The organism is Halosimplex rubrum, from assembly GCF_013415885.1.
Taxonomy (GTDB): Archaea; Halobacteriota; Halobacteria; order Halobacteriales; family Haloarculaceae; genus Halosimplex; species Halosimplex rubrum.
This window is the reverse complement of the sequence record NZ_CP058910.1, coordinates 1,073,629-1,091,907: the sequence shown is the minus strand read 5'-3', so window position 1 is coordinate 1,091,907 and position 18,279 is coordinate 1,073,629. Positions and strand designations below refer to the sequence as shown.

At 69.9% G+C, this 18,279-nt stretch carries 20 protein-coding genes; 11 read left to right on the top strand and 9 right to left on the bottom strand.

Going from position 1 to position 18,279, the window contains the following annotated elements; genetic code table 11:
• Positions 1-42 precede the first annotated feature (42 nt).
• From HZS55_RS05505 to nikR, 8 genes are all read right to left on the bottom strand, one after another.
• On the bottom strand, positions 43-1,971 hold the full coding sequence (locus tag HZS55_RS05505; protein ID WP_179910728.1) for a PINc/VapC family ATPase: 1,929 nt from the start codon (positions 1,969-1,971) through the stop codon (positions 43-45).
• 81 nt (positions 1,972-2,052) lie between these two features.
• Entirely contained in the window at positions 2,053-2,277 is a 225-nt protein-coding gene (locus HZS55_RS05500; protein WP_179910727.1) for a hypothetical protein, read from the bottom strand.
• Positions 2,278-2,525: 248 nt separating this feature from the next.
• Positions 2,526-3,227: an ABC transporter ATP-binding protein gene (locus HZS55_RS05495; protein WP_179910726.1), complete on the bottom strand. Its 702-nt coding sequence runs from the start codon at positions 3,225-3,227 to the stop codon at positions 2,526-2,528.
• Positions 3,224-4,009: an ABC transporter ATP-binding protein gene (locus tag HZS55_RS05490; protein ID WP_179911798.1), complete on the bottom strand. Its 786-nt coding sequence runs from the start codon at positions 4,007-4,009 to the stop codon at positions 3,224-3,226. The genes HZS55_RS05495 and HZS55_RS05490 overlap by 4 nt, the downstream gene beginning before the upstream one ends.
• 74 nt (positions 4,010-4,083) lie before the next feature.
• Positions 4,084-5,226 (bottom strand): ABC transporter permease subunit, encoded by a 1,143-nt coding sequence (locus HZS55_RS05485; RefSeq protein WP_179910725.1) that lies wholly within the window; start codon positions 5,224-5,226, stop codon positions 4,084-4,086.
• Positions 5,216-6,166: an urea ABC transporter, permease protein UrtB gene (urtB, locus tag HZS55_RS05480; protein ID WP_179910724.1), complete on the bottom strand. Its 951-nt coding sequence runs from the start codon at positions 6,164-6,166 to the stop codon at positions 5,216-5,218. Before urtB ends, HZS55_RS05485 begins: the two co-directional genes overlap by 11 nt.
• Positions 6,167-6,168: 2 nt before the next feature.
• Positions 6,169-7,509 carry an urea ABC transporter substrate-binding protein gene (locus HZS55_RS05475; RefSeq protein ID WP_179910723.1) on the bottom strand — a complete coding sequence of 447 codons (1,341 nt, stop codon included), beginning with the start codon at positions 7,507-7,509 and terminating at the stop codon, positions 6,169-6,171.
• 380 nt (positions 7,510-7,889) lie between these two features.
• Complete coding sequence (nikR, locus tag HZS55_RS05470) at positions 7,890-8,300, bottom strand: nickel-responsive transcriptional regulator NikR (protein ID WP_179910722.1); 411 nt, start codon at positions 8,298-8,300, stop codon at positions 7,890-7,892.
• Positions 8,301-8,418: 118 nt separating this feature from the next.
• Between nikR and HZS55_RS05465 the strand changes: the two genes are divergently transcribed.
• The 11 genes from HZS55_RS05465 (at position 8,419) to HZS55_RS05415 (ending at position 16,763) form a co-directional block, all read left to right on the top strand.
• Complete coding sequence (locus HZS55_RS05465) at positions 8,419-9,063, top strand: energy-coupling factor ABC transporter permease (RefSeq protein ID WP_179910721.1); 645 nt, start codon at positions 8,419-8,421, stop codon at positions 9,061-9,063.
• On the top strand, positions 9,063-9,380 hold the full coding sequence (locus HZS55_RS05460) for a PDGLE domain-containing protein (protein ID WP_179910720.1): 318 nt from the start codon (positions 9,063-9,065) through the stop codon (positions 9,378-9,380). Before HZS55_RS05465 ends, HZS55_RS05460 begins: the two co-directional genes overlap by 1 nt.
• 13 nt (positions 9,381-9,393) lie before the next feature.
• Entirely contained in the window at positions 9,394-10,191 is a 798-nt protein-coding gene (gene cbiQ, locus HZS55_RS05455) for a cobalt ECF transporter T component CbiQ (protein ID WP_179910719.1), read from the top strand.
• Positions 10,192-10,253: 62 nt separating this feature from the next.
• Complete coding sequence (locus tag HZS55_RS05450; protein WP_179911797.1) at positions 10,254-11,042, top strand: energy-coupling factor ABC transporter ATP-binding protein; 789 nt, start codon at positions 10,254-10,256, stop codon at positions 11,040-11,042.
• Between the two features lie 157 nt (positions 11,043-11,199).
• Positions 11,200-11,643: an urease subunit beta gene (locus HZS55_RS05445; RefSeq protein ID WP_179910718.1), complete on the top strand. Its 444-nt coding sequence runs from the start codon at positions 11,200-11,202 to the stop codon at positions 11,641-11,643.
• A complete protein-coding gene (ureC, locus tag HZS55_RS05440) occupies positions 11,640-13,358 on the top strand; it encodes an urease subunit alpha (RefSeq protein ID WP_179910717.1) in 1,719 nt (572 codons plus the stop codon). Before HZS55_RS05445 ends, ureC begins: the two co-directional genes overlap by 4 nt.
• A 10-nt stretch (positions 13,359-13,368) precedes the next feature.
• The gene (locus HZS55_RS05435; RefSeq protein WP_179910716.1) at positions 13,369-13,755 is read left to right on the top strand and encodes an urease subunit gamma; all 387 of its coding nucleotides are present in this window, start codon (positions 13,369-13,371) and stop codon (positions 13,753-13,755) included.
• Positions 13,752-14,375, top strand: coding sequence for an urease accessory protein UreG (ureG, locus tag HZS55_RS05430; protein ID WP_179910715.1), 624 nt, complete (start codon positions 13,752-13,754; stop codon positions 14,373-14,375). The genes HZS55_RS05435 and ureG overlap by 4 nt, the downstream gene beginning before the upstream one ends.
• Positions 14,375-15,409 (top strand): urease accessory protein UreD, encoded by a 1,035-nt coding sequence (locus HZS55_RS05425; RefSeq protein ID WP_179910714.1) that lies wholly within the window; start codon positions 14,375-14,377, stop codon positions 15,407-15,409. The genes ureG and HZS55_RS05425 overlap by 1 nt, the downstream gene beginning before the upstream one ends.
• Positions 15,409-16,077, top strand: a complete 669-nt coding sequence (locus HZS55_RS05420; RefSeq protein ID WP_179910713.1) for an urease accessory protein UreE — start codon at positions 15,409-15,411, stop codon at positions 16,075-16,077. The genes HZS55_RS05425 and HZS55_RS05420 overlap by 1 nt, the downstream gene beginning before the upstream one ends.
• Positions 16,074-16,763 (top strand): urease accessory protein UreF, encoded by a 690-nt coding sequence (locus HZS55_RS05415; RefSeq protein WP_179910712.1) that lies wholly within the window; start codon positions 16,074-16,076, stop codon positions 16,761-16,763. The genes HZS55_RS05420 and HZS55_RS05415 overlap by 4 nt, the downstream gene beginning before the upstream one ends.
• Positions 16,764-16,793: 30 nt before the next feature.
• Here HZS55_RS05415 and HZS55_RS05410 read toward each other — a convergent pair whose 3' ends face one another.
• Positions 16,794-17,816 carry a DUF368 domain-containing protein gene (locus HZS55_RS05410; protein ID WP_179910711.1) on the bottom strand — a complete coding sequence of 341 codons (1,023 nt, stop codon included), beginning with the start codon at positions 17,814-17,816 and terminating at the stop codon, positions 16,794-16,796.
• Positions 17,817-18,279: the final 463 nt, after the last annotated feature.

The window sequence follows — 18,279 nt, the reverse complement described above, 5'->3', positions numbered from 1 at the left end:
AAAAGATGGTTTCGCAACTATAGTGAACGCGTCGACGGCCCGCTATGACGGGCTGACGGTGACCGTCTTCCCGCGGTCGATCGCTCGTTCGAGTTCCTCGGCGATGGCCGAGCCGCGGGAGACCTGCACCTCGCCGCCTCGGGAGACCGTCGCCGTGAAGAGGTACTCGCCGTCGGCCTGCACCTCGACGGTGTCGCCCTCGTAGCCGTCCATCGGGATGAGGACGTGTCGCGAGGTGATCTCGGGGGTGACGATCTCGCCGCCGCCCGAACCGCCTCCGCCGGCACCACTCGACCCACCGCCGCCACCGCCGCCGCTTCCACCGGGTCCGCCGGCGCCCTCGGGGCGCTCGCTGAACGTGCGCACGTCGATGTCGATACCCAGGCGGTTCTCCACGTCGGTGATGCGGCCGCCGCCCTTGCCGATGACCGCGGAGATGTCGTCGTCGTCGACGTACACCACGGCGGTGTTGGGGTTCTTGATCTCCACCTCGACGTGGCCGTGGGCGATCGACCGGATCTCCCGTTCGACCTCCTGCTTGGCGATGCGCTCGGTGCCGCTCTCGGCGCCCGAGCCACCGCCGTTCTGGGCGTTGTCGCCCAGCGGCACGGTGACGACCTGGCGGTTGAACGTGTAGATCTCGTAAGCGGGCTGGCCCGTCTCGAAGTCGCGGATCATGATGACCGGCCGCGCCAGGTCCTCCTCCATCAGGCCCTCGGGGACCTTGACCTCGGTCGTCACGTCGTAGACGGTGTCGACCTCGCCGGCGTCGATGTAGACGACGGTGTCGACGACCTGCGGGATCATCCCGAGTTCGACGCGGCCGACGAGGCGCTGGAGCGCGTCGATGGCCCGCGTCGCGTGGACGACGCCGACCATGCCGACGCCCGCGAGGCGCATGTCGGCGAACACCTCGAAGTCGTCGGTCTTGCGGACCTCGTCGTAGATGGTGTAGTCCGGCCGGACCATCAGCAGCGAGTCGGCGGTCTTGGCCATCGACCCGCCCAGTTCCGTGTACTGAGTGATGTTGTCGCCGACCTGGAGGTCGCGCGGTTTCTCCATGGTCTTGACCGCGAAGTCCGAATCGGCGAGGAACTCCGCGACGGCCTGGGCGAACGTCGATTTCCCCGCACCGGGGGCGCCCGAGATCAGGACGCCGCGCTGGTGTTCGAGCAGGCGCTCGCGCAGTTCGTCGGCGTGGTCGTAGTCGTCGAGGTCGGTCTTGACGATGGGGCGGACCGCCGTGATCTCCAGTTTGTCGGCGAACGGCGGCCGCGCGATGGCGATGCGGTACTGGCCGAACTGGACGATAGTCATGCCCGGTTCGTCGAGTTCGACGAACCCCTCGGCGCTGGCGCGGGCGGAGTTCTCGATGTCCTGGGCCCACTCCTTCAGGTCGGTCTCCGTCGAGACCTCCTCGCTGATGGTCTCGTAGTGCATGTCGCCGATCTCGCCGCGCTTGGCCATCGGCGCGACCCCCACTTTGAGGTGGAGACTCATCGTCGTCTCGTCGAAGAACTGTTCGATGTCGAGCGACTCCGTGTCGCGGCCGACGGGTTCGAGGTACACCACGTCGAGGCCCTTGGCCTTCGCGACCTCGCTCTGAACCACGTCGCTGGTGACGAGGGTGGCGTCGTTATCGTCGGCCAGATCGCGGATGATCGCGTCGATCTTCCCCTCGCCGGCCTCGCGCTGCTCGACCTCGGCGGGCCGGCGGCCGACGTACTCGACGGTGACGGTGCCCTCGTCGTGGAGTTCGGCGAGCCGCTGGAGCTCACCCAGCCCGTCCCAGCCGCTCTCGCGGCCGTCGTTGGCCTGGGCTTCGAGCTCGCCCACGACCGCCTCGGGGACGTAGACGGTCGCCCCGGCGAATCCCTCGCCGACCGCTTCCGAGTCGGGGTCGGCGTCGGCCTCGATCTGCTCGGACACGCGGCCGTCGATGACCACGCTCGTGTCCGGAACGATGTTCATACCGTGGCTACGGCCGCCCGTCGTGATAAGGGCCGTGATGCCGGGGAGGTCGGCGAACCGAGGGAGAACTGTCGCGGTCGGTCAGGCGAACGCCGGGAGTTCGGACCCGCCGCGGGTCGCGATCTCCGTCCCGCAGTCGGGACAGGAGACGACCGCGTCACCGTCGCTGGCCCGGTCCGATCCCGGACCGGCACTGCGGACGACCCAGTCGCCGGTCGGCGGGCTCTCGTGGCCGCAGTCGGGACAGAACAGCGTCGCTTTCGGAGGCGGGTCTCGATCGGGAGTGGACGGCGCGCGTACGCTCATCGTACCCGGGGATAGACGCTCGATACTGAAAACCCCTTTTGCCCATTATCAATCGGTAGCGTCTCCAGAACCGTGAAATAGGTTCGCACACACACACGGTCGAACGGTACCGAGAACGGGATGGCGGCGGGCGGACTGCGAGGTGTCGTAGCGTTCGAAAGACATCGCTCGGACGACCGCACGCAGTCGTGCGGTCGACCGTGCAAACGCTCTCAAATTCGACGATAGCTAGCGATTGATAGCGGGGATCAGACAGCGAGGTAGCCGGCGATGGTGTCCTCGTCTTCGAGCGCGGACTCGCCGAGTTCGTCGACGATCTCGCCCCGTTCCATGGCGTAACAGCGGTCGGCCATCGAGCGGATGACGCCGAGGTTCTGTTCGACGAAGAGGATGGTCGTGCCGAGTTCCTCGTTGATGGCGCGCATGTCCTCGCTGATCTGGTCGACGATGGAGGGCTGGACGCCCTCGCTGGGCTCGTCGAGCAGGAGCAGGTCGGGGTCGGCGACCAGCGCCCGCGCGATGGCGAGCATCTGCTGCTGGCCGCCCGAGAGCGTCTCGCCGTCCTGGTCGGCCCGCTCCTCGAGGACGGGGAACAGGTCGTACACCTCCTCGTACCGGGTCTCCGAACTGCCCGCGTTGACGTGCTCGCCCATCTTGAGGTTCTGCTCGACGGTCAGCCCGGGGAAGATGTCCCGGCCCTGCGGGATGTACCCCATCCCGGTGCGAGCGCGCTCGTCGGCGGACCGGTCGGTCACGTCGGTCCCGCGGTAGGCGACGGTCCCCGAATCGGGTTCGAGGAGGCCGATGACGGTCTTCATGAGCGTGGTCTTGCCGACGCCGTTCTTGCCGACGACGCCGACGATCTCGCCCTCCTCGACGGAGAGGTCCACGTCCCGGAGGACCGGCGCGTCGTAGCCGACCGTCACGTCCGAAAGTTCGAGGAGCGTCACTGTTCGCCCCCCAGGTAGATGCGGCGGACCTCCGGGTCGTCCTCGATCTCCTCGATCGAGCCCTCGCGGAACACGTCACCGCGGTGCAACACCGTCACCGAGTCGGCGATCTCGCCGACGAAGTCGGTGTCGTGTTCGATGACGACGAAGGCGATGCCCTCCTCGCGGTTGAGTCGGCGGATCCGCTCGGCGATCTCCGTCCGCTCGTCGACCGAGAGGCCGGCGACCGGCTCGTCGAGCAGGAGCAGATCCGGGTCGAGCGAGGCGGCCATGCCGATCTCCAGTTGCTGTTGCTGGCCGTGGGAGAGCGTGCTGGCCTGTACGTCCTCGTAGCCGGCGAGGCCGGCGTTCTCGATGGCCTCGTCGACGCGGCGGCGGCGTTCGGCCCCGTCGGCGAGCTGCTGGACCGGCAGGCGCGCGTTCTCGCGCACCGAGAGCTCGCCGTACACCGACGGGACCTGGAACTTCATGCTGATCCCGCTTTGGACCCGTTCGTTGGGCTCCATGTCCGTGATCTCCTGGCCGTCGTAGTAGACGTGTCCCGCGGTGGGTTCGAGCGTCCCGACGATCAGCTTCAGCAGCGTGGACTTGCCGGCGCCGTTGGGGCCGATGAGACAGCGCAGCTCCCCTTCGTCGACGGAGAAGTCGACGGAGTCGGTGGCGGTGAACCCGCCGAAGCGCTTGACGAGGCCGTCGGTCTGGAGGAGGGTGTCCGTGCGGTCGCCCGTGGCCTTGCCGGCGGGCGTCTCGCGGACGTTGGGGTCGGAAGCGGGGTCGCTCACCGGCGCCTCGCTGCTCGCGGGTCGGTCCTCCCCGCTCGCGTTCCCCGAGACCTCACTTCGTTCGGTCTCGCTGCTCACGACTCGCTCACCTCCGCGGGCGCGTCGGCGTCGTCCAGCTCCGAGACGGGGACGGCGCTCCCCGAGAGCTTCCCGGCGACCCAGGGGACGATCCCGCCGGGCAGCGCGAGGATGAAGACGAGCAGCATGGCGCCGAGGACGACCAGCGCCATCTCGCCCTCGACCGAGAGGCGGAAGTACTCGATGGCGATCGTGGCGATCACGGCGCCGAGCAGGCTCTTGCGCCCGCCGACGCTGACCCAGATGACGGGCAGCGTCGCGAACCACAGCGCGAACACCGGCGGGCTGATGTAGACGTTGCGCGCGGCGTAGAGCACGCCCGACAGCGCCGCGAGCGCGCCGCCGAGGGTGAAGGTCAGCAGCTTGATCCGCTTGACGTCGTAGCCGAACATTCGGGTGCGGTCCTGGTCCTCGCGGACGGCGACCATCACGCGGCCGAAGTCGGAGTTGACCAGCGCGCGCAGGCCGAGGTACGTCACTAACAGCAGTCCGAGCGCGAGGTAGTAGAACGGGTCGAACGCGAACAGCCCGAGCAACGACATCTCGTTGTACACGAACTGGAAGGAGGCGACGCCCTCGATACCGAGTTCGAGCAGCGGGATGCCGGGCATGCCGTTGAACCCGCCGAGCGGCGCCTCGCCGATGGTCCACTCCGACCCGGCGGTCTGGGCCATGAACGTGTGCATCGCCATCGTCGTGACGAGCGTGATGATGGTGACGTAGACGTTCCTGACGCCGCCGTAGAACATGAAGTAGCCCAGCAGCGCGGCCGCGCCGCCGCCGACGACGACGCCCGCGAGGGCGGCCGCGGTGATCCCCGTCGCGTCGGGGAAGTTGATCGAGACGACGCCGAAGGTGTAGCCGCCGACGCCGAAGAAGACGACCTGCCCGAAGCTGAGCACGCCCGAGTAGCCCCAGACGAGCGACAGCGACAGGCCCAACAGCGCGAGCACGAGGAACAGCGAGAACGACTCGCCGCTGCCGACGACCGGGAACGCGGCCAGCGCGAGGACGGCGACGGCGAAGCCGAGCCAGAAGCCCCGCGAGTTGCCGACGGTGTTCGGACCTTCCAGTCGGCCGCGGATCCGCGCGACTGCGCCGCCGTCGGTCCCGGTGGACCCGGTCGGTTCAGTCGCCATCGGTCGCCTCCTGTCGGCGGGCGCGCACCCGCTCGATGAGCCCGGTGATCCCGCCGGGGAGGAACCGAAGCGCCAGTATCGCCGCGACCAGCAGGGCGATCCGGCCGAACGTCGTCGAGTCGGTGAGGTTCGTCACGGTCGCGCTGACGGCGCCGAGGACGCCGCCGGACAGCGCCGTCCCGAGGACGACGCTGGGGCCGCCGACGACGACCGCGACGAACGCCTCGATGAGGAACTGGTCGCCCAGCGTCGGCTGCATCGACAGGACCGGCGCGAACAGCGCGCCCGTCAGGCCGGCCAGTCCCGAACCGATTCCGAAGGTGAGCATGTACGTCCGCTCGGTGTCGATACCCAGGGCTTTGGCCGTCTGTTCGTCCTGCATGGTCGCCCGGACGCGCGTGCCGAAGGTCGTGCGCGTGAACAGGTAGTAGGCCGCGACGAGGACGAGGATGCTGATCCCCGCGAGCACGAGCCGGTAGGTCGAGTAGGAGAAGGCGCCGTAGGCGACGTTGCCGAACGGCGTCCCCACCGTGTCGATGGAGTTCCCGAAGAGGATCCGGGCGCTCTGGACCATGACGAGGCTCAGGCCGAAGGTGGCGACCATCGAGTCGGCCAGCCGGTCGTACAGCGGTTCGATCAGGTCCCGCCCGACCGTCCGCTGGCCGATCCAGTTGGGGACGAACCCGGAGATGATCGTCCGCTCGACGACGACACCGAAGCCGGCCGTCAGCAGCGACGCGACGACCATCGCGGCCGGCAGGGGCAGGCCCAGGTCGGTGACCGACTTGGTCGTCGCGTACGCGCCGAAGAGGATGAACTCCCCGTGCGCGAGGTTGATGACGCCCATGATCCCGAAGATGACGGCCAACCCCGCCGCCGCGAGCACGACGAACGCGAAGCTATCGAGGAACTGGAACGCGAGGTTCAGGCCGTTGACCATCCCTACTGGGCCTCCTCGAAGTAGTCGACCGGCGTGTACTGGGTCTGCTCGGACTCCTCGCGCAGGTCGCAGCCGACCGTGTTCGAGAGGAACTGCTCGGGGATCTTGCGGTCGGTGATCGCCTCGAGGTTGTGCTGTTCGTCGGCGCGCATGACCCACATGTGGTGGTCGACGTGGTGGGTCGCGCCGTCGAGTTCGATCGTCTCGCCCTCCGGCGCCTCGGGGGCGCGCTCGGTGCCGAGGCTGATGCCGGATTCGAGCGCCTCGATGACCTCCGGCTGTTCGACCGTGCCGGCCTGCTCGACGGCCTCCTTGTACATGTACGTCGAGAAGTAGTTCGTCTCGGCCTCCTCGTTGACGTACTCGCCCTCGTCGGGGTACTTCTCGTAGTAGCGGTCAACGAGGCCGCCGTCGCCGGCGTTGCTCTCGGTCGGGACCTCTTCCATGTAGTTGACGCCCGCGTAGACGTTGGCCAGCGCCGGCGCGTCCAGGCGCTTGTGTTCGTAGCCCTGGGCCATCGCCGTCGACGTACCGATGGGCACGTCCAGCCCCGCCGAGGCCTTCTGCTCGTAGAAGGAGGCGTGGTTGGCGCCGACCAGCATCGACATCACGAAGTCCGGCTCGGCCGCCTGGATGTTGTTGATGACCGAGCCGAAACTGGACTCGGAAAGCGGGATGAACTCCTCGCCGACGATGTTGGCGTCGTTCTCGTCGGCCAGCACGCGCACCCAGTCGGCCGACAGCTGCCCGAAGTTGTAGTCGGCCGCGATGATGTAGATGTCCTCCCCGAACTCCTCGCGCAGGTACGGGAGGACGCTGCCGAGTTGCTGTCGCGCGGTCGGCCCCATCGCGAAGGTCGTCTCGTCGCAGACCCCGCCCTCGTACTGGGTCGTGTAGAAGTACAGCTGCTCGTTGCGGTTGATGATCGGCCGGATGGCCTCCCGCGTCGCCGAGGAGTAGCCCGCCCAGAGGGCGTCGACCTCCTCCTCGTTGATGAACTCCCGCGTCAGCTCCTGATAGCGCTGGTTGTCCGACTGCGGGTCCCGCGTGACCGGCTCGATCTGGCGGCCGCCGATGCCGCCGTCGTTGTTGATCTCCTCGATGGCGAGCATCGACGCCCGGTACTTCGGCGTGCCGTTCAGCGCGAAGTTGCCCGACTGGTCCTCCAGCACACCGATCTTCACCGTGTCGGCGCTGCTCATGGTGTCCGTCGCGCCGTTGCCGCCACCGCCGTCACCGCCGTCACCGCCGTCGTCGGTGCTCGAACACCCCGCGAGCCCGGCGACCATCGCCGCACCCCCCGCCGTCACGAACTGACGACGGCTGATCCCGTCGTCGCTCATGCCGCGACCTCCGATACAGAAATGTCACTAAATCTGTCCGAAACTTCGTTGTTTCCACCACAATACCCGTTCGACACCGCATGAACGTCCATCATATGCGTACGTACCTTCGATTTCGCAGACGGCAAATAAGGGTTTGCACTCGCGTATTATAGATGTCCAATACCCCTCGCTTGAATATTAGGGTATGTTAGGACGGCACGCAAATGGTGTACATTCGAACGATAGCAACGAGAAAACCACAGTTCCGCAGTTATATCGAGTGTGCCAGCTGAGCGCGATCTCCGCGTCAGTCCGGGTCCCGCCGTCGAAACGGAACAGTGACCGGACGATCAGAACGAACGGCCGATTTCCACGTGAGTGTGAGACGCCGGCGCGCCCTACTCGTCGACGACGACGACTTTCACCTGCTGGACGCCGCCGAGCGCGCGCAGGCGGTTGGCGAGTTCGGTGATGTCGCCGGCCGACCCCTCGACGACCAAGGTTTCCATGCAGGTGTCGTGGGAGAGGTGGATGTGCTGGACGGAGGTGATCGCCTCGGCCATCTCGTGTTGGATCGTCTGGAGGTCGTCGGCGATGCCGTCGACGTGGTGGTCGTGGACGATCACGACGGTCCCGTGGTGGTGGCCCTCGCCGCCGGTCTCCCACTCGTAGTCCGCGAAGAAGTCGCGCAGCGAGTCCCGGACCGCCTCGGACCGACTGTCGTACTCCCAGTCGTCGACGATTCCGTCCAGCCGCTCGACCATCGACGCCGGGAGCGTCAGACTGATGCGGTCGATGTCGTCGCTCATGCCCCCGCCTACGACGCTCGGCGTAATATGACTGGTCACCCGTCGCCGACCGCGGACGGGGGTCGAGTAATACTGCACGATGAGAAAGTATTATCCGGTGCGACGGCGACCGCCGAGTATGCACATCCCGGACGGCTACGTCGACCTGCCGCTGGCCGTGCTGTTCGCCGCGCTGTCGGTGGCAGTCCTGAGTTACGCCGCGCGGCGGGTCGGCGGCGAGGTCTCGGACACGCGTGCGCCGCTGCTCGGCGTCGTCGCCGCGGGCGTGTTCGCCGCACAGATGCTCAACTGGCCGATCCCCGGCGGGACGAGCGCCCACTTCGTCGGCGGCGCCTTCGCCGCGATCTTGCTCGGTCCCCACCTCGGCGCGCTCGCCGTCGCGACGGTCGTCGCGGTCCAGGCGCTCGTGTTCGGCGACGGCGGGCTCGTGGTGCTGGGCGCGAACGTGTTCAACATGGCCGTCGTCGAGGTGTACGTCGGCTACGCCGTCTACCGGCTGGTCGCGCCCTACGGCGAGTTCCGTGCGGCCTTCGCCGCCGGCTGGCTCGGCATCACCGCCGGGGCCGTCACCGCCGGGCTCCAGCTCGGCCTCTCCTCGGCGTTCCAGTACGAGCTCCTGACGACGCTCGCGATCATGGGCGTCGGCCACCTCGTCCTCGGGCTCGTCGAGGGCGCCATCACGGCCGTCGTCTACCGCTACCTCGCGCAGGCGCGGCCGGACCTTCGGCCGGCCGCCGCGCCGGAACCGGAGGTGAGCGCCTGATGGCCCCCGACTGGCTCCCGAAGGCGGTCGCGGTCCTCGTCGCGCTCGCCCTGCTGGCGCCCGTCTTCGGGTGGGCCGCCGGGCAGGTCGGCTACGCCGAGCCCCTGGAGAACGCCGCCGAGGCGACCGGCGCGACCGACGACGCCGAACCCGTCGATTCGGCGCCGTTCCCCGACTACGGCGTCCCCGGGCTCGGGTCCGCTCCCGGCACGCTCGTCTCGGCGCTCGTCGGGACCGGCCTGACCCTCCTCCTCGCGTTCGGTATCGGTCGCGTCCTCGGGAACGACGGCGACGCCGACACCGACGCGGTGCGGTGACCGACGACCGCGAATGAGTCGGACCGATCTGCTCGACCGCACGCTCGCCGGGCTCTCCGAGCGCGCCCGGTGGTTCCTCCTCGCCGAGGACACCCCCGCCCGCGCCGGGTTCCTGCAGGCCGTCGCGCCGAGCGTCAAGCTCGTCGGCCTGGTCGCGCTCGTCGCGCTGACCGTCACGCGACGGGACCTGCCGACCGTGGCGGCGCTGGCGGCGCTGGCCGGCGGCCTCGCGGTCGCCTCCCGCGTCCCCGCGCGGACGTTCCTCGGTCGCGTTGCCGGCCCGCCGGCGTTCGCGCTCGTCGCCGTCGCCCCCCAGACGCTTCTGATGGGCGGCCCCACCCTCGCCGGGACGCCCCTCTCCGCCGCGGGCGTCGGCTACGTCGCGGTCTTTTCCGCCCGCGTCGGCGTCTGCGTCGCCTTCCTCTCGCTGCTGTTGCTGACGACGCGCTTCTCGGACCTGCTCGCCGGGCTCGCCCGCCTGCGCGCGCCGGTCATCGCCGTCTCGCTGCTGGCGATCACCTACCGGTACCTCCTGCTCTTCTTCGCGGAACTCGAACGGATGGCCCGTGCCCGGCGCAGCCGGACGGTGGCCGAACCGGACCTGCGGCGCACGTGGCGCGACTCCGGGAACTTCCTGGGGACCTTCCTCCTGCGCAGCGTCGAACGGGGCGAGCGCGTCGAACGGGCCGCCCGCGCCCGCGGCGGCGGTGGCGGCCCGCGGCCGACCGCCGGCCGGACGCCGTTCGGCCGGGCCGACGCCGTCTTCGCGCTGGTCGTCCTCGCCGCCGTCGTCGGGGTGGGACTGGCGTGAGCGACGAGGACGCCGCACACCCCTCGGGCTCGCCAGCGAGCGACGCGGCGGACGCGCCGGCCATCGAGGCGACCGGCCTCAGCTACGCCTACCCGGACGGCACGCCCGCGGTCGACGGTGTCGACGTGACCGTCGATCGGGGCGAACGCGTCGCCTTGCTCGGTCCGAACGGCGCCGGCAAGTCGACGCTCCTGCAGCTGCTCGGCGGCCTCATCGACCCCGACGAGGGGCGGGTCCGCTACTTCGGAGAGACGACCGACGCCGACGCCGTCCGCGACCGGCTGAGCGTCCTCACGCAGAACCCCGCCGACTACCTGTTCAACCCCACAGTTCGGGAGGACCTGGCCTACGGTCCGGCCCAGCAGGGTCTCGCCGACGGCGAGGCCGAGGCCCGCGTCGAGCGCGTCGCCGACCGGCTCGACCTGACGGAACTGCTGTCGAAACCGCCCTTCAGACTCAGCGGCGGCCAGCAGCGCCGGGCGGCGCTCGCGAGCGCGCTCACCGTCGAGCCCGACGCGCTCCTGCTGGACGAACCCGTGAGCGATATCGACGCGGCCAACCGCGAGACGGTCCTCGCCCTGCTCGACGAGCTGGCCGCCGCCGGCGTCACGCTCGTCGTCTCGACGCCGGACACGGAGCTGGTCCCCCGGGTCGCCGACCGCGTGGTCCTGCTCGACGCGGACGGCCGCGTGGTCGCGAGGGGTTCGACTCGAGAGATTCTAACCGACACGGCCCTGCTGACCGACTGCGACCTGCGGCCCCCGCAGGTCGTCCGACTGTTCGACAGGCTGGCCGACGACCCGCCGCTGACCGTCGACGCGGCTCGCGACCGACTCGACGACGATATCTGATCGATCGTCCGGCAGAATCGACCGAAACGAAACGTTCCGTGCAGAGTTCGAGATCCGACGGTGCTATTTGCGCCGAAGCGAACCGCCTTGGGACGGCTATCCAAATAATCGCGCAGATGATCGACTATCGGCCGATCCTGTCGACGGACGTGGTTGTATGAGCGAGGATCTCGTCCCCGGCGAGGTGCGGACGGCGGAGGGGACAGTGACCATCAACGAGGGCCGCGAGACGGCGGCGGTGACGGTCGGCAACGCGGGCGACCGGCCGGTGCAGGTGGGGTCCCATTTCCACTTCTTCGAGGCCAACGCCGCCCTGGCGTTCGACCGCGAGGCCGCCTTCGGGATGCGGTTGAACATCCCCGCGGGCACCGCGGTCCGGTTCGAGCCCGGCGACGAGCAGACGGTCGAACTCGTTGCCATCGGCGGCAAGCGCGTCGCCCACGGGATGAACGGACTCGTGAACGGCAGCGTCGACGGCGACGCCGCGGCCGCCGTCGAACGGGCCGAGCGCCAGGGCTTCGGCGGCATCCCCGACCAGGCCGGGAAGCTCGATAGTGAGGACGGAACGGCGGCGGGCGACGGGACGGAGGGCGACTCGTGACCCGCGAGGTCGACCGCGAGGCCTACGCCGAACTGTACGGCCCGACCACCGGCGACCGCGTGCGCCTGGGCGACACCGAACTGTTCGTCGAAGTCGAGGAAGACCTCCGCACGCCCGGCGACGAGGCGGTGTTCGGCGGCGGGAAGACGCTGCGCGACGGCCTCGGGATGTCGCCGGGCACCACCCAGGCCGAGGGCGCGCTCGACTGGGTGCTGACGAACGCCCTGGTGATGGACCCGATCCTCGGGATCGTCGCCGCCGACATCGGCATCCGCGACGGCGAGATCGCCGGCGTCGGGAAGGCCGGCAACCCCGACACGATGGACGGGGTCGACATGGTCGTCGGCCCCTCGACCGACGTCTACCCCGCCGAGGGGAAGATCGCCACCGCTGGGGGGCTGGACATCCACATCCACTTCAACTCCGCGCAGTTGCACGAGCACGCCCTGGCCTCCGGCATCACGACGATGCTCGGTGGCGGCTACGGCGGCGGCGCGACCACGACGACGACCGGCCCCGAGAACATCAAACGGTTCCTGCAGGCCGCCGAGGAGTGGCCCGTCAACGTCGGCTTCTACGGCAAGGGCAACGCCTCCAAGCCCGGTCCCCTCCGCGAGCAGGTCGAAGCGGGCGCCTGCGGGCTGAAGCTCCACGAGGACTGGGGATCGATGCCCGCGGCCATCGACACCTGCCTCGACGTGGCCGAGGAGGAGGACGTGCAGGTGTGCATGCACACGGACACGCTCAACGAGGCCGGGTTCGTCGAGAACACCTTCGCCGCCGTCGACGGGCGGACGATGCACCTGTTCCACATCGAGGGCGCCGGCGGCGGCCACGCCCCGGACATCATGGAGATGGTCGGCCAGCCCAACATGCTCCCCTCCTCGACGAACCCCTCGATGCCCTACACGGTCAACACCTTCGACGAACACCTGGACATGGTGATGGTCTGCCACCACCTCAACCCCGACGTGCCGGAGGACGTGGCCTTCGCGGAGTCGCGGGTGCGCGCCGAGACCATCGGCGCCGAGGACGTGCTCCACGACGAGGGCGCCATCTCGATGATGACCTCCGACTCCCAGGCGATGGGGCGGATGGCAGAGGTGATCTGTCGCACCTGGCAGACCGCCTCGAAGATGAAGGCCCAGCGCGGCCCCCTCCCGGAGGACGAGGCGGCCGACACCCACGACGACGCCGACAACTTCCGGGTCAAGCGCTACCTCTCGAAGTACACGATCAACCCCGCCATCTCGGCGGGCATCGACGACTACGTCGGGACGCTCGAACCCGGCAAGCTCGCCGACGTAGTGCTGTGGGATCCGGCCTTCTTCGGGATCAAGCCCGCGATGACGTTCAAGGGCGGCTTCCCCGTCTACTCGGAGATGGGCGAGGCCAACGGCTCGCTGATGACCTGCGAGCCCATCAAGCAGCGGCCCCGCGCCGGCGCGATGGGCAAGGCCAAACACGGCCTCTCGCTGTCGTTCGTCAGCCCCGCCGCGGCCGAGGCCGGCGTCGGCGAGGAGTACGGTCTCGACGCGCCGGTCGTTCCCGTCTCGGGCGCCCGCACGCCCGGGAAGAGCGACATGCACTACAACGACTACTGCCCGGACGACGTCGAGATCGACCCCGAGACCTTCGAGGTGAACGTCGACGGCGAGGTCGTCTCGGCGGAACCGAGCGAGGAGCTGCCGCTGGCGCAGCGGTACATGCTCTAGGAGCCCCAGAATGAATCTAACACCCAAAGAGCAGGAGCGATTGACGGTCTTCATGGCCGCGGAGCTCGCCCGGCGCCGCAAGGAGCGCGGCGTCCGGCTGAACCACCCCGAGGCGGTCGCGTTCATCTCCGACTGGTGCGTCGAGCGCGCCCGCGACGGCTGGGACGTGGCCGAGATCCGCGCCGAGGCCTCCCAGCTGCTCGACCCCGACGACGTGATGCCCGGCGTCCCCGAGATGGTCGACATGATCCAGGTCGAGCCCGTCTTCCCCGACGGGACGAAACTCGTCACCGTCCACGACCCGATCCGGTCCTCGGGCGCGATGGACCCCGGCAGCGACGACGGGACCGGGACCGCGGAGGACGGCGGCGACGCTGGGGCGGAGGCCGACTCGTGAGCCTCACCCACCGCGACGTGGCGACGGTCGGTATCGGCGGTCCCGTGGGCTCGGGCAAGACCGCGCTCGTGACCGAACTCGTTCCCCGGCTTCGAGACGCCGGCCTGGACGTGGGCGTCATCGCCAACGACGTGCTCACGCAGGAGGACGCCGACGCCCTCCGGGAGCGATTCTCGGGCGTCGTCCCCGAGGACTTGGTCGCGGGCGTCGAGACCGGCGCCTGCCCCCACACCGGCATCCGCGAGGACCCCTCGATGAACCTCGCGCAGATCGACGAGTTCCTCGCCGACTACCCCGACCTCGACCTCGTCATCGTCGAGAGCGGCGGCGACAACCTCGCCGCGACCTTCAACCCGGAACTCGCCGACTACTCGCTGTACGTCATCTCGGTGGCCGAGGGCGAGGACATCCCGCGCAAGCGCGGCCCGGGCGTCGTCGACTGCGACCTGCTCGTGATCAACAAGACCGATCTGGCGCCTCACGTCGACGTGGATCTCGACGTGTTGGAGGCCGACGCCGACGACGTGCGCGACGGTCCGTTCGTCTTCACGAACTGCAAGGCCGGCGACGGGATCGAAGCGGTACAGGAGTACGTCAGCGAGGGCGTGCTGTTCGCATAATGGCCGCCGACACGCCCGAGGAACCGGCGGGACCACCCGACGGTCCGCCCGTTCCACCGAGCCGGCGCGACGGCGACGCGGCCGACGAGCCGCCCCACCCCGCCTTCGCCGACTACGCGACCGAATCGCTCCCGGCCGCGGCGGTCGGCTCGCCCGGCAAGGACGGTCGGCTCGAACTCCGCTTCGCCGCCGACGAGGGCGGCGAGACGAACCTCGTGCGGGATCTGGCCCGTGCGCCCTTCCACGTCAGCGGCACGCTCGGCCACGACCCGCTCCCCGAGGCCGAGACGGTCTACGTCCAGTCGCCGACCGGCGGCGTCGCCCAGGGCGACCGCCACCGGATCGACGTCGAGGTCGGGTCCGGCGCCGTCGCGCACGTCTCCACCCAGAGCTCCCAGAAGGTGCTCTCGATGGAGCGCAACTACGCCGCCGCGGACGTGTCGCTGTCCGTGGGTCGGGGCGGCCACCTCGACTACGTGCCCGAGCCGGCGATCCTCCACGAGGACTCCCGCTTTTTCCAGGCGATCGACCTCGACCTCGCGGCCGACGCGAGCGCCGTCGTCGGCGACGTGGTCGTGCCCGGCCGACTGGCCCGCGGGGAACGCTTCGACTTCGAACGCTACCTCTCGCGGCTGCGCGTCCGCCGCGACGACGCCCTGCTCGTCGACGACGCGACCCATCTGCGACCGGCCGACGCCGACCCCTCCGCTGCTGGCGTCATGGGGGAGTTCGCGGTCGTGGGAACGCTGTACGTCCTCGTTCCGGTCGGGGAGTCGGACGCGCTCGACGACCTGAGCGACCGGCTCCACGCGGCCGCGACGGGTGTCGCGGAGGCCGACGGTACCTCCGCGGCCGACGACCGCCGCGACGACACCGTCCGCGCGGGCGCGACGCGCCTCCCGAACGACGCGGGCTGTGTCGTGCGGGCGCTGGGCCACCGCGCGGAGACCGTGACGGCGGCGCTCCGGGCGGCGTGGGACGAGGCGAGAACCGACCTGCTGGGCGCCGGCGCGCCCGACTCGCGGAGGCCCTGATGCTGGTCGCCGAGACGTTCGTCGGACGGCTCGACGACGAGTCCGTCGCCGAGCGCGTCGAACGGGGCGACCCGCTCCGTATCGAAGTCGACGAGACCGAACGGCGTCGCTCCCGGTTCCGCACGACCGCCGAGGACGGCACCGACCTCGGGGTCGTCGTCGCCCGCGAACTGCGCGACGGCGACGTGCTCTCGACGGGCGACCGGCTCGTCGTCGTCTCGCTCGAAGCGGTCGACGCGATGGTGCTCGACTTCGGCGGCGTCGCCGACCCGGACCGAGCGGCGGTAACGGCCGCGCTCGAACTCGGCCACGCCGTCGGCAACCGTCACTGGGATCTGGCCGTCGAAGGTGAGCGGGCGTACCTCCCGCTGGCGGATACCCGCGATCGGATGGAGAGCACGGTCGACCCGCACCTGCCCGACGGCGCCACGGTGGGCTACGAGGCAGTCCCGCCGACGCTGTTCGACGAGAGGGGCGTCGACGGTGGTCACTCCCACGGTCAGGGCGACGGCGACCACTCCCACGGTCACGGCGACGGCGGCCACGACCACGGCCACGGCGACCACAGCCACGACCACGGCGAGGACGGCCACGACCACGGCGACCACGGCGTGCGCGCGCTCGACCCGAAATCGGGGGGCGACGACGCCGGAGGTGAGGAGTCGTGAGCGACGAGGCGACGCTGGAGTCGCTGCGGCTCGCGGACTCGTTCCTCCCGGTGGGGACCGACAGCGTCTCCTACGCCCTGGAGCAGTTCGTCGCCGACGACGCCGTGACCGGCGCCGACGAGTTGCGAGAACTGGTCGGGACGGTCCTCCGTCGCCAGCACGGCCGCGCCGATCTGGTGGCCCTGCGGGCCGCTTACGCCGCGGCCGACGAGGGCGACCTGTCGGGCATCGAGCGCGCGGACCGGCGGCTCACCGCGGCGACGCTCCCCGCGGAGTTCCGCGAGAGCTCCGAGCGGACGGGCGACCGACTGCTGACGCTCCAGCGGGACCTGCGTGACGGTGACCTGCTGGCGTCCTACGGCGCGGCGGTCGATGCCGAGGAGGCGCCCGGTAACTACGCGGTCGTCCTCGGGACGGTCGCGGCGCTGGCGGACGTGCCCGAGCGCGAGGCGTGTCTGCTGGCCTGTCACGAGTTCGCCACCGCGCAACTCGGCGCGGCCCAGCGACTCGTGCGCCTGGGTTCGACCGAGGTGCAACGCGTCCTCGACGAGTTGCGACCGGCGATGGTCGACGCCGTCGAGGCGAGCGCCGAGGGCGACGTCGACGACATGGCGCCGTTCGCCCCGCTGGTCGACGTGCGCTCCGCGGAGCACGAGCGGGCCCAGCGGCGGCTGTTCCTGAGCTGAGCGGCGAAATTCGGGGTCCGACGGCGCGGCTCAGACCGAGTCGAGGTCGATGTCGACGGCGTAGTAGTCGAGGACGAAGACGACGGCGGCGCCGACGACCGCCAGCGCGGCGAACGCTTCGGTCGTGGGAGCGTCCCAGACGACCGACGGGTACTCGACGGGGTCGTTCAGGGCCGTGATCGGCGCCCGGAGCGCCCCGAGCACGAGCGCGACGAGGAACGCGTAGGTCACCTCGCGGTTGGCGTCGAGCGCCGCGTGGATGACCCGAGCGATGGTGAACAGGCCGACGAGGCCGCCGCAGATGAACACCGTCACGACGACGCCGGGACCGGTCAGTTCGGCGACCGCACCCCGGGTCGCGACGGCCACGATCCCGTCCAGGAAGTCCCCGAGCTGTGCGTACATGTACGTGTACTGCCCGAGGATCACGAGCAAGAGCGACCCCGAGAGGCCGGGGAGGATCATCGCGCTGACGGCGACCGCGCCGGCGACGAAGACGACGGGGAGCCCGCCGCCGCCCAGCAGCGACTCCGAGTAGCCCGAGGCGACGAAGGCGACGACCACACCGGCGACGGCGGCGACGGCCTCCGGGAGGGTTCGGATAGCGACCGCCCGCAGGAGCACGAGCGCCGAGGCGCCGATCAGCCCGAAGAAGAAGCCGAACATCAGGACCGGCGCGTGCTCGTCGGCGTACTCGACGGCCTGCCCCACGAGGACGACGGCGGTCCCGATGCCCCCGAGTAGCGCGAGCAGGAACCACCCGTCGACCTCCTCGAGGACGGCCGCGGCGCGGTCGAGCGAGACGCCGCCGTCCAGGGGCGTGAGCGCGCGGAGCCCGTCGAGAAAGCGGCCGAGCGAGACGGCGTTGATCGCGGCGATGAGCCGCTCGTAGATGCCGGCGATGAGCGCGACGGTGCCGCCGGAGACGCCGGGGACGCCGTCGGCGGTCCCCATGAACAGACCGACGACGAACGTTCTCGCCCACTCGCGGACCGGCGGGACCGACTCGCGGAGCGTCACCTCGTCGCGGGCGCTGTCCGGGGCTGTCGTCATTCGGCTACACGTTCGCCTATCGGTGGGAAGTCTCTTGTGGAACGGGCGACCGCGGCCGAGCGTCGGCCGCGATCACGGGCGTGAAAATCCGGACGCGATGTCCGGACGGCGTGGGTTCGGGTGGGTGGGTGTGGGTGGTTCGGGTGCGAGTCCGAACGGGTGAGCGTTCGGACCGCGGTGGAATGGTGTGTGCCGAGCGGGCGCCCCGACCGCTCGGCCGGGACTCCCCCGGCACGGTCGACCGCGGGCTCGCGAGCCTGACGGCTCCGTGTTCCGCTGCTTACCCGGCGACCGTGTCGGGGGCCGTGACCGCTCCTGACGCCATTCCACTTCCCACATCGAACCGGGGTTATGTAAACCTTATTGGTAGACGAGATAACTATATTGTCTGTCAGGTATCGGAGCCGATCGTCGGCCCCGCCGACGCGAGCGGCGCCGGATCCCCCCGATCCGCGACTCTGTC

Coding starts and splice junctions, on each gene's coding strand:
- HZS55_RS05505 (WP_179910728.1), bottom strand. CDS start 1,971: ATGAACATCGTTCCGGACACGAGCGTGGTCATCGACGGCCGCGTGTCC.
- HZS55_RS05500 (WP_179910727.1), bottom strand. CDS start 2,277: ATGAGCGTACGCGCGCCGTCCACTCCCGATCGAGACCCGCCTCCGAAA.
- HZS55_RS05485 (WP_179910725.1), bottom strand. CDS start 5,226: ATGGCGACTGAACCGACCGGGTCCACCGGGACCGACGGCGGCGCAGTC.
- urtB (WP_179910724.1), bottom strand. CDS start 6,166: ATGGTCAACGGCCTGAACCTCGCGTTCCAGTTCCTCGATAGCTTCGCG.
- HZS55_RS05475 (WP_179910723.1), bottom strand. CDS start 7,509: ATGAGCGACGACGGGATCAGCCGTCGTCAGTTCGTGACGGCGGGGGGT.
- nikR (WP_179910722.1), bottom strand. CDS start 8,300: ATGAGCGACGACATCGACCGCATCAGTCTGACGCTCCCGGCGTCGATG.
- HZS55_RS05465 (WP_179910721.1), top strand. CDS start 8,419: ATGCACATCCCGGACGGCTACGTCGACCTGCCGCTGGCCGTGCTGTTC.
- HZS55_RS05460 (WP_179910720.1), top strand. CDS start 9,063: ATGGCCCCCGACTGGCTCCCGAAGGCGGTCGCGGTCCTCGTCGCGCTC.
- cbiQ (WP_179910719.1), top strand. CDS start 9,394: ATGAGTCGGACCGATCTGCTCGACCGCACGCTCGCCGGGCTCTCCGAG.
- HZS55_RS05445 (WP_179910718.1), top strand. CDS start 11,200: ATGAGCGAGGATCTCGTCCCCGGCGAGGTGCGGACGGCGGAGGGGACA.
- HZS55_RS05435 (WP_179910716.1), top strand. CDS start 13,369: ATGAATCTAACACCCAAAGAGCAGGAGCGATTGACGGTCTTCATGGCC.
- HZS55_RS05425 (WP_179910714.1), top strand. CDS start 14,375: ATGGCCGCCGACACGCCCGAGGAACCGGCGGGACCACCCGACGGTCCG.
- HZS55_RS05420 (WP_179910713.1), top strand. CDS start 15,409: ATGCTGGTCGCCGAGACGTTCGTCGGACGGCTCGACGACGAGTCCGTC.
- HZS55_RS05410 (WP_179910711.1), bottom strand. CDS start 17,816: ATGACGACAGCCCCGGACAGCGCCCGCGACGAGGTGACGCTCCGCGAG.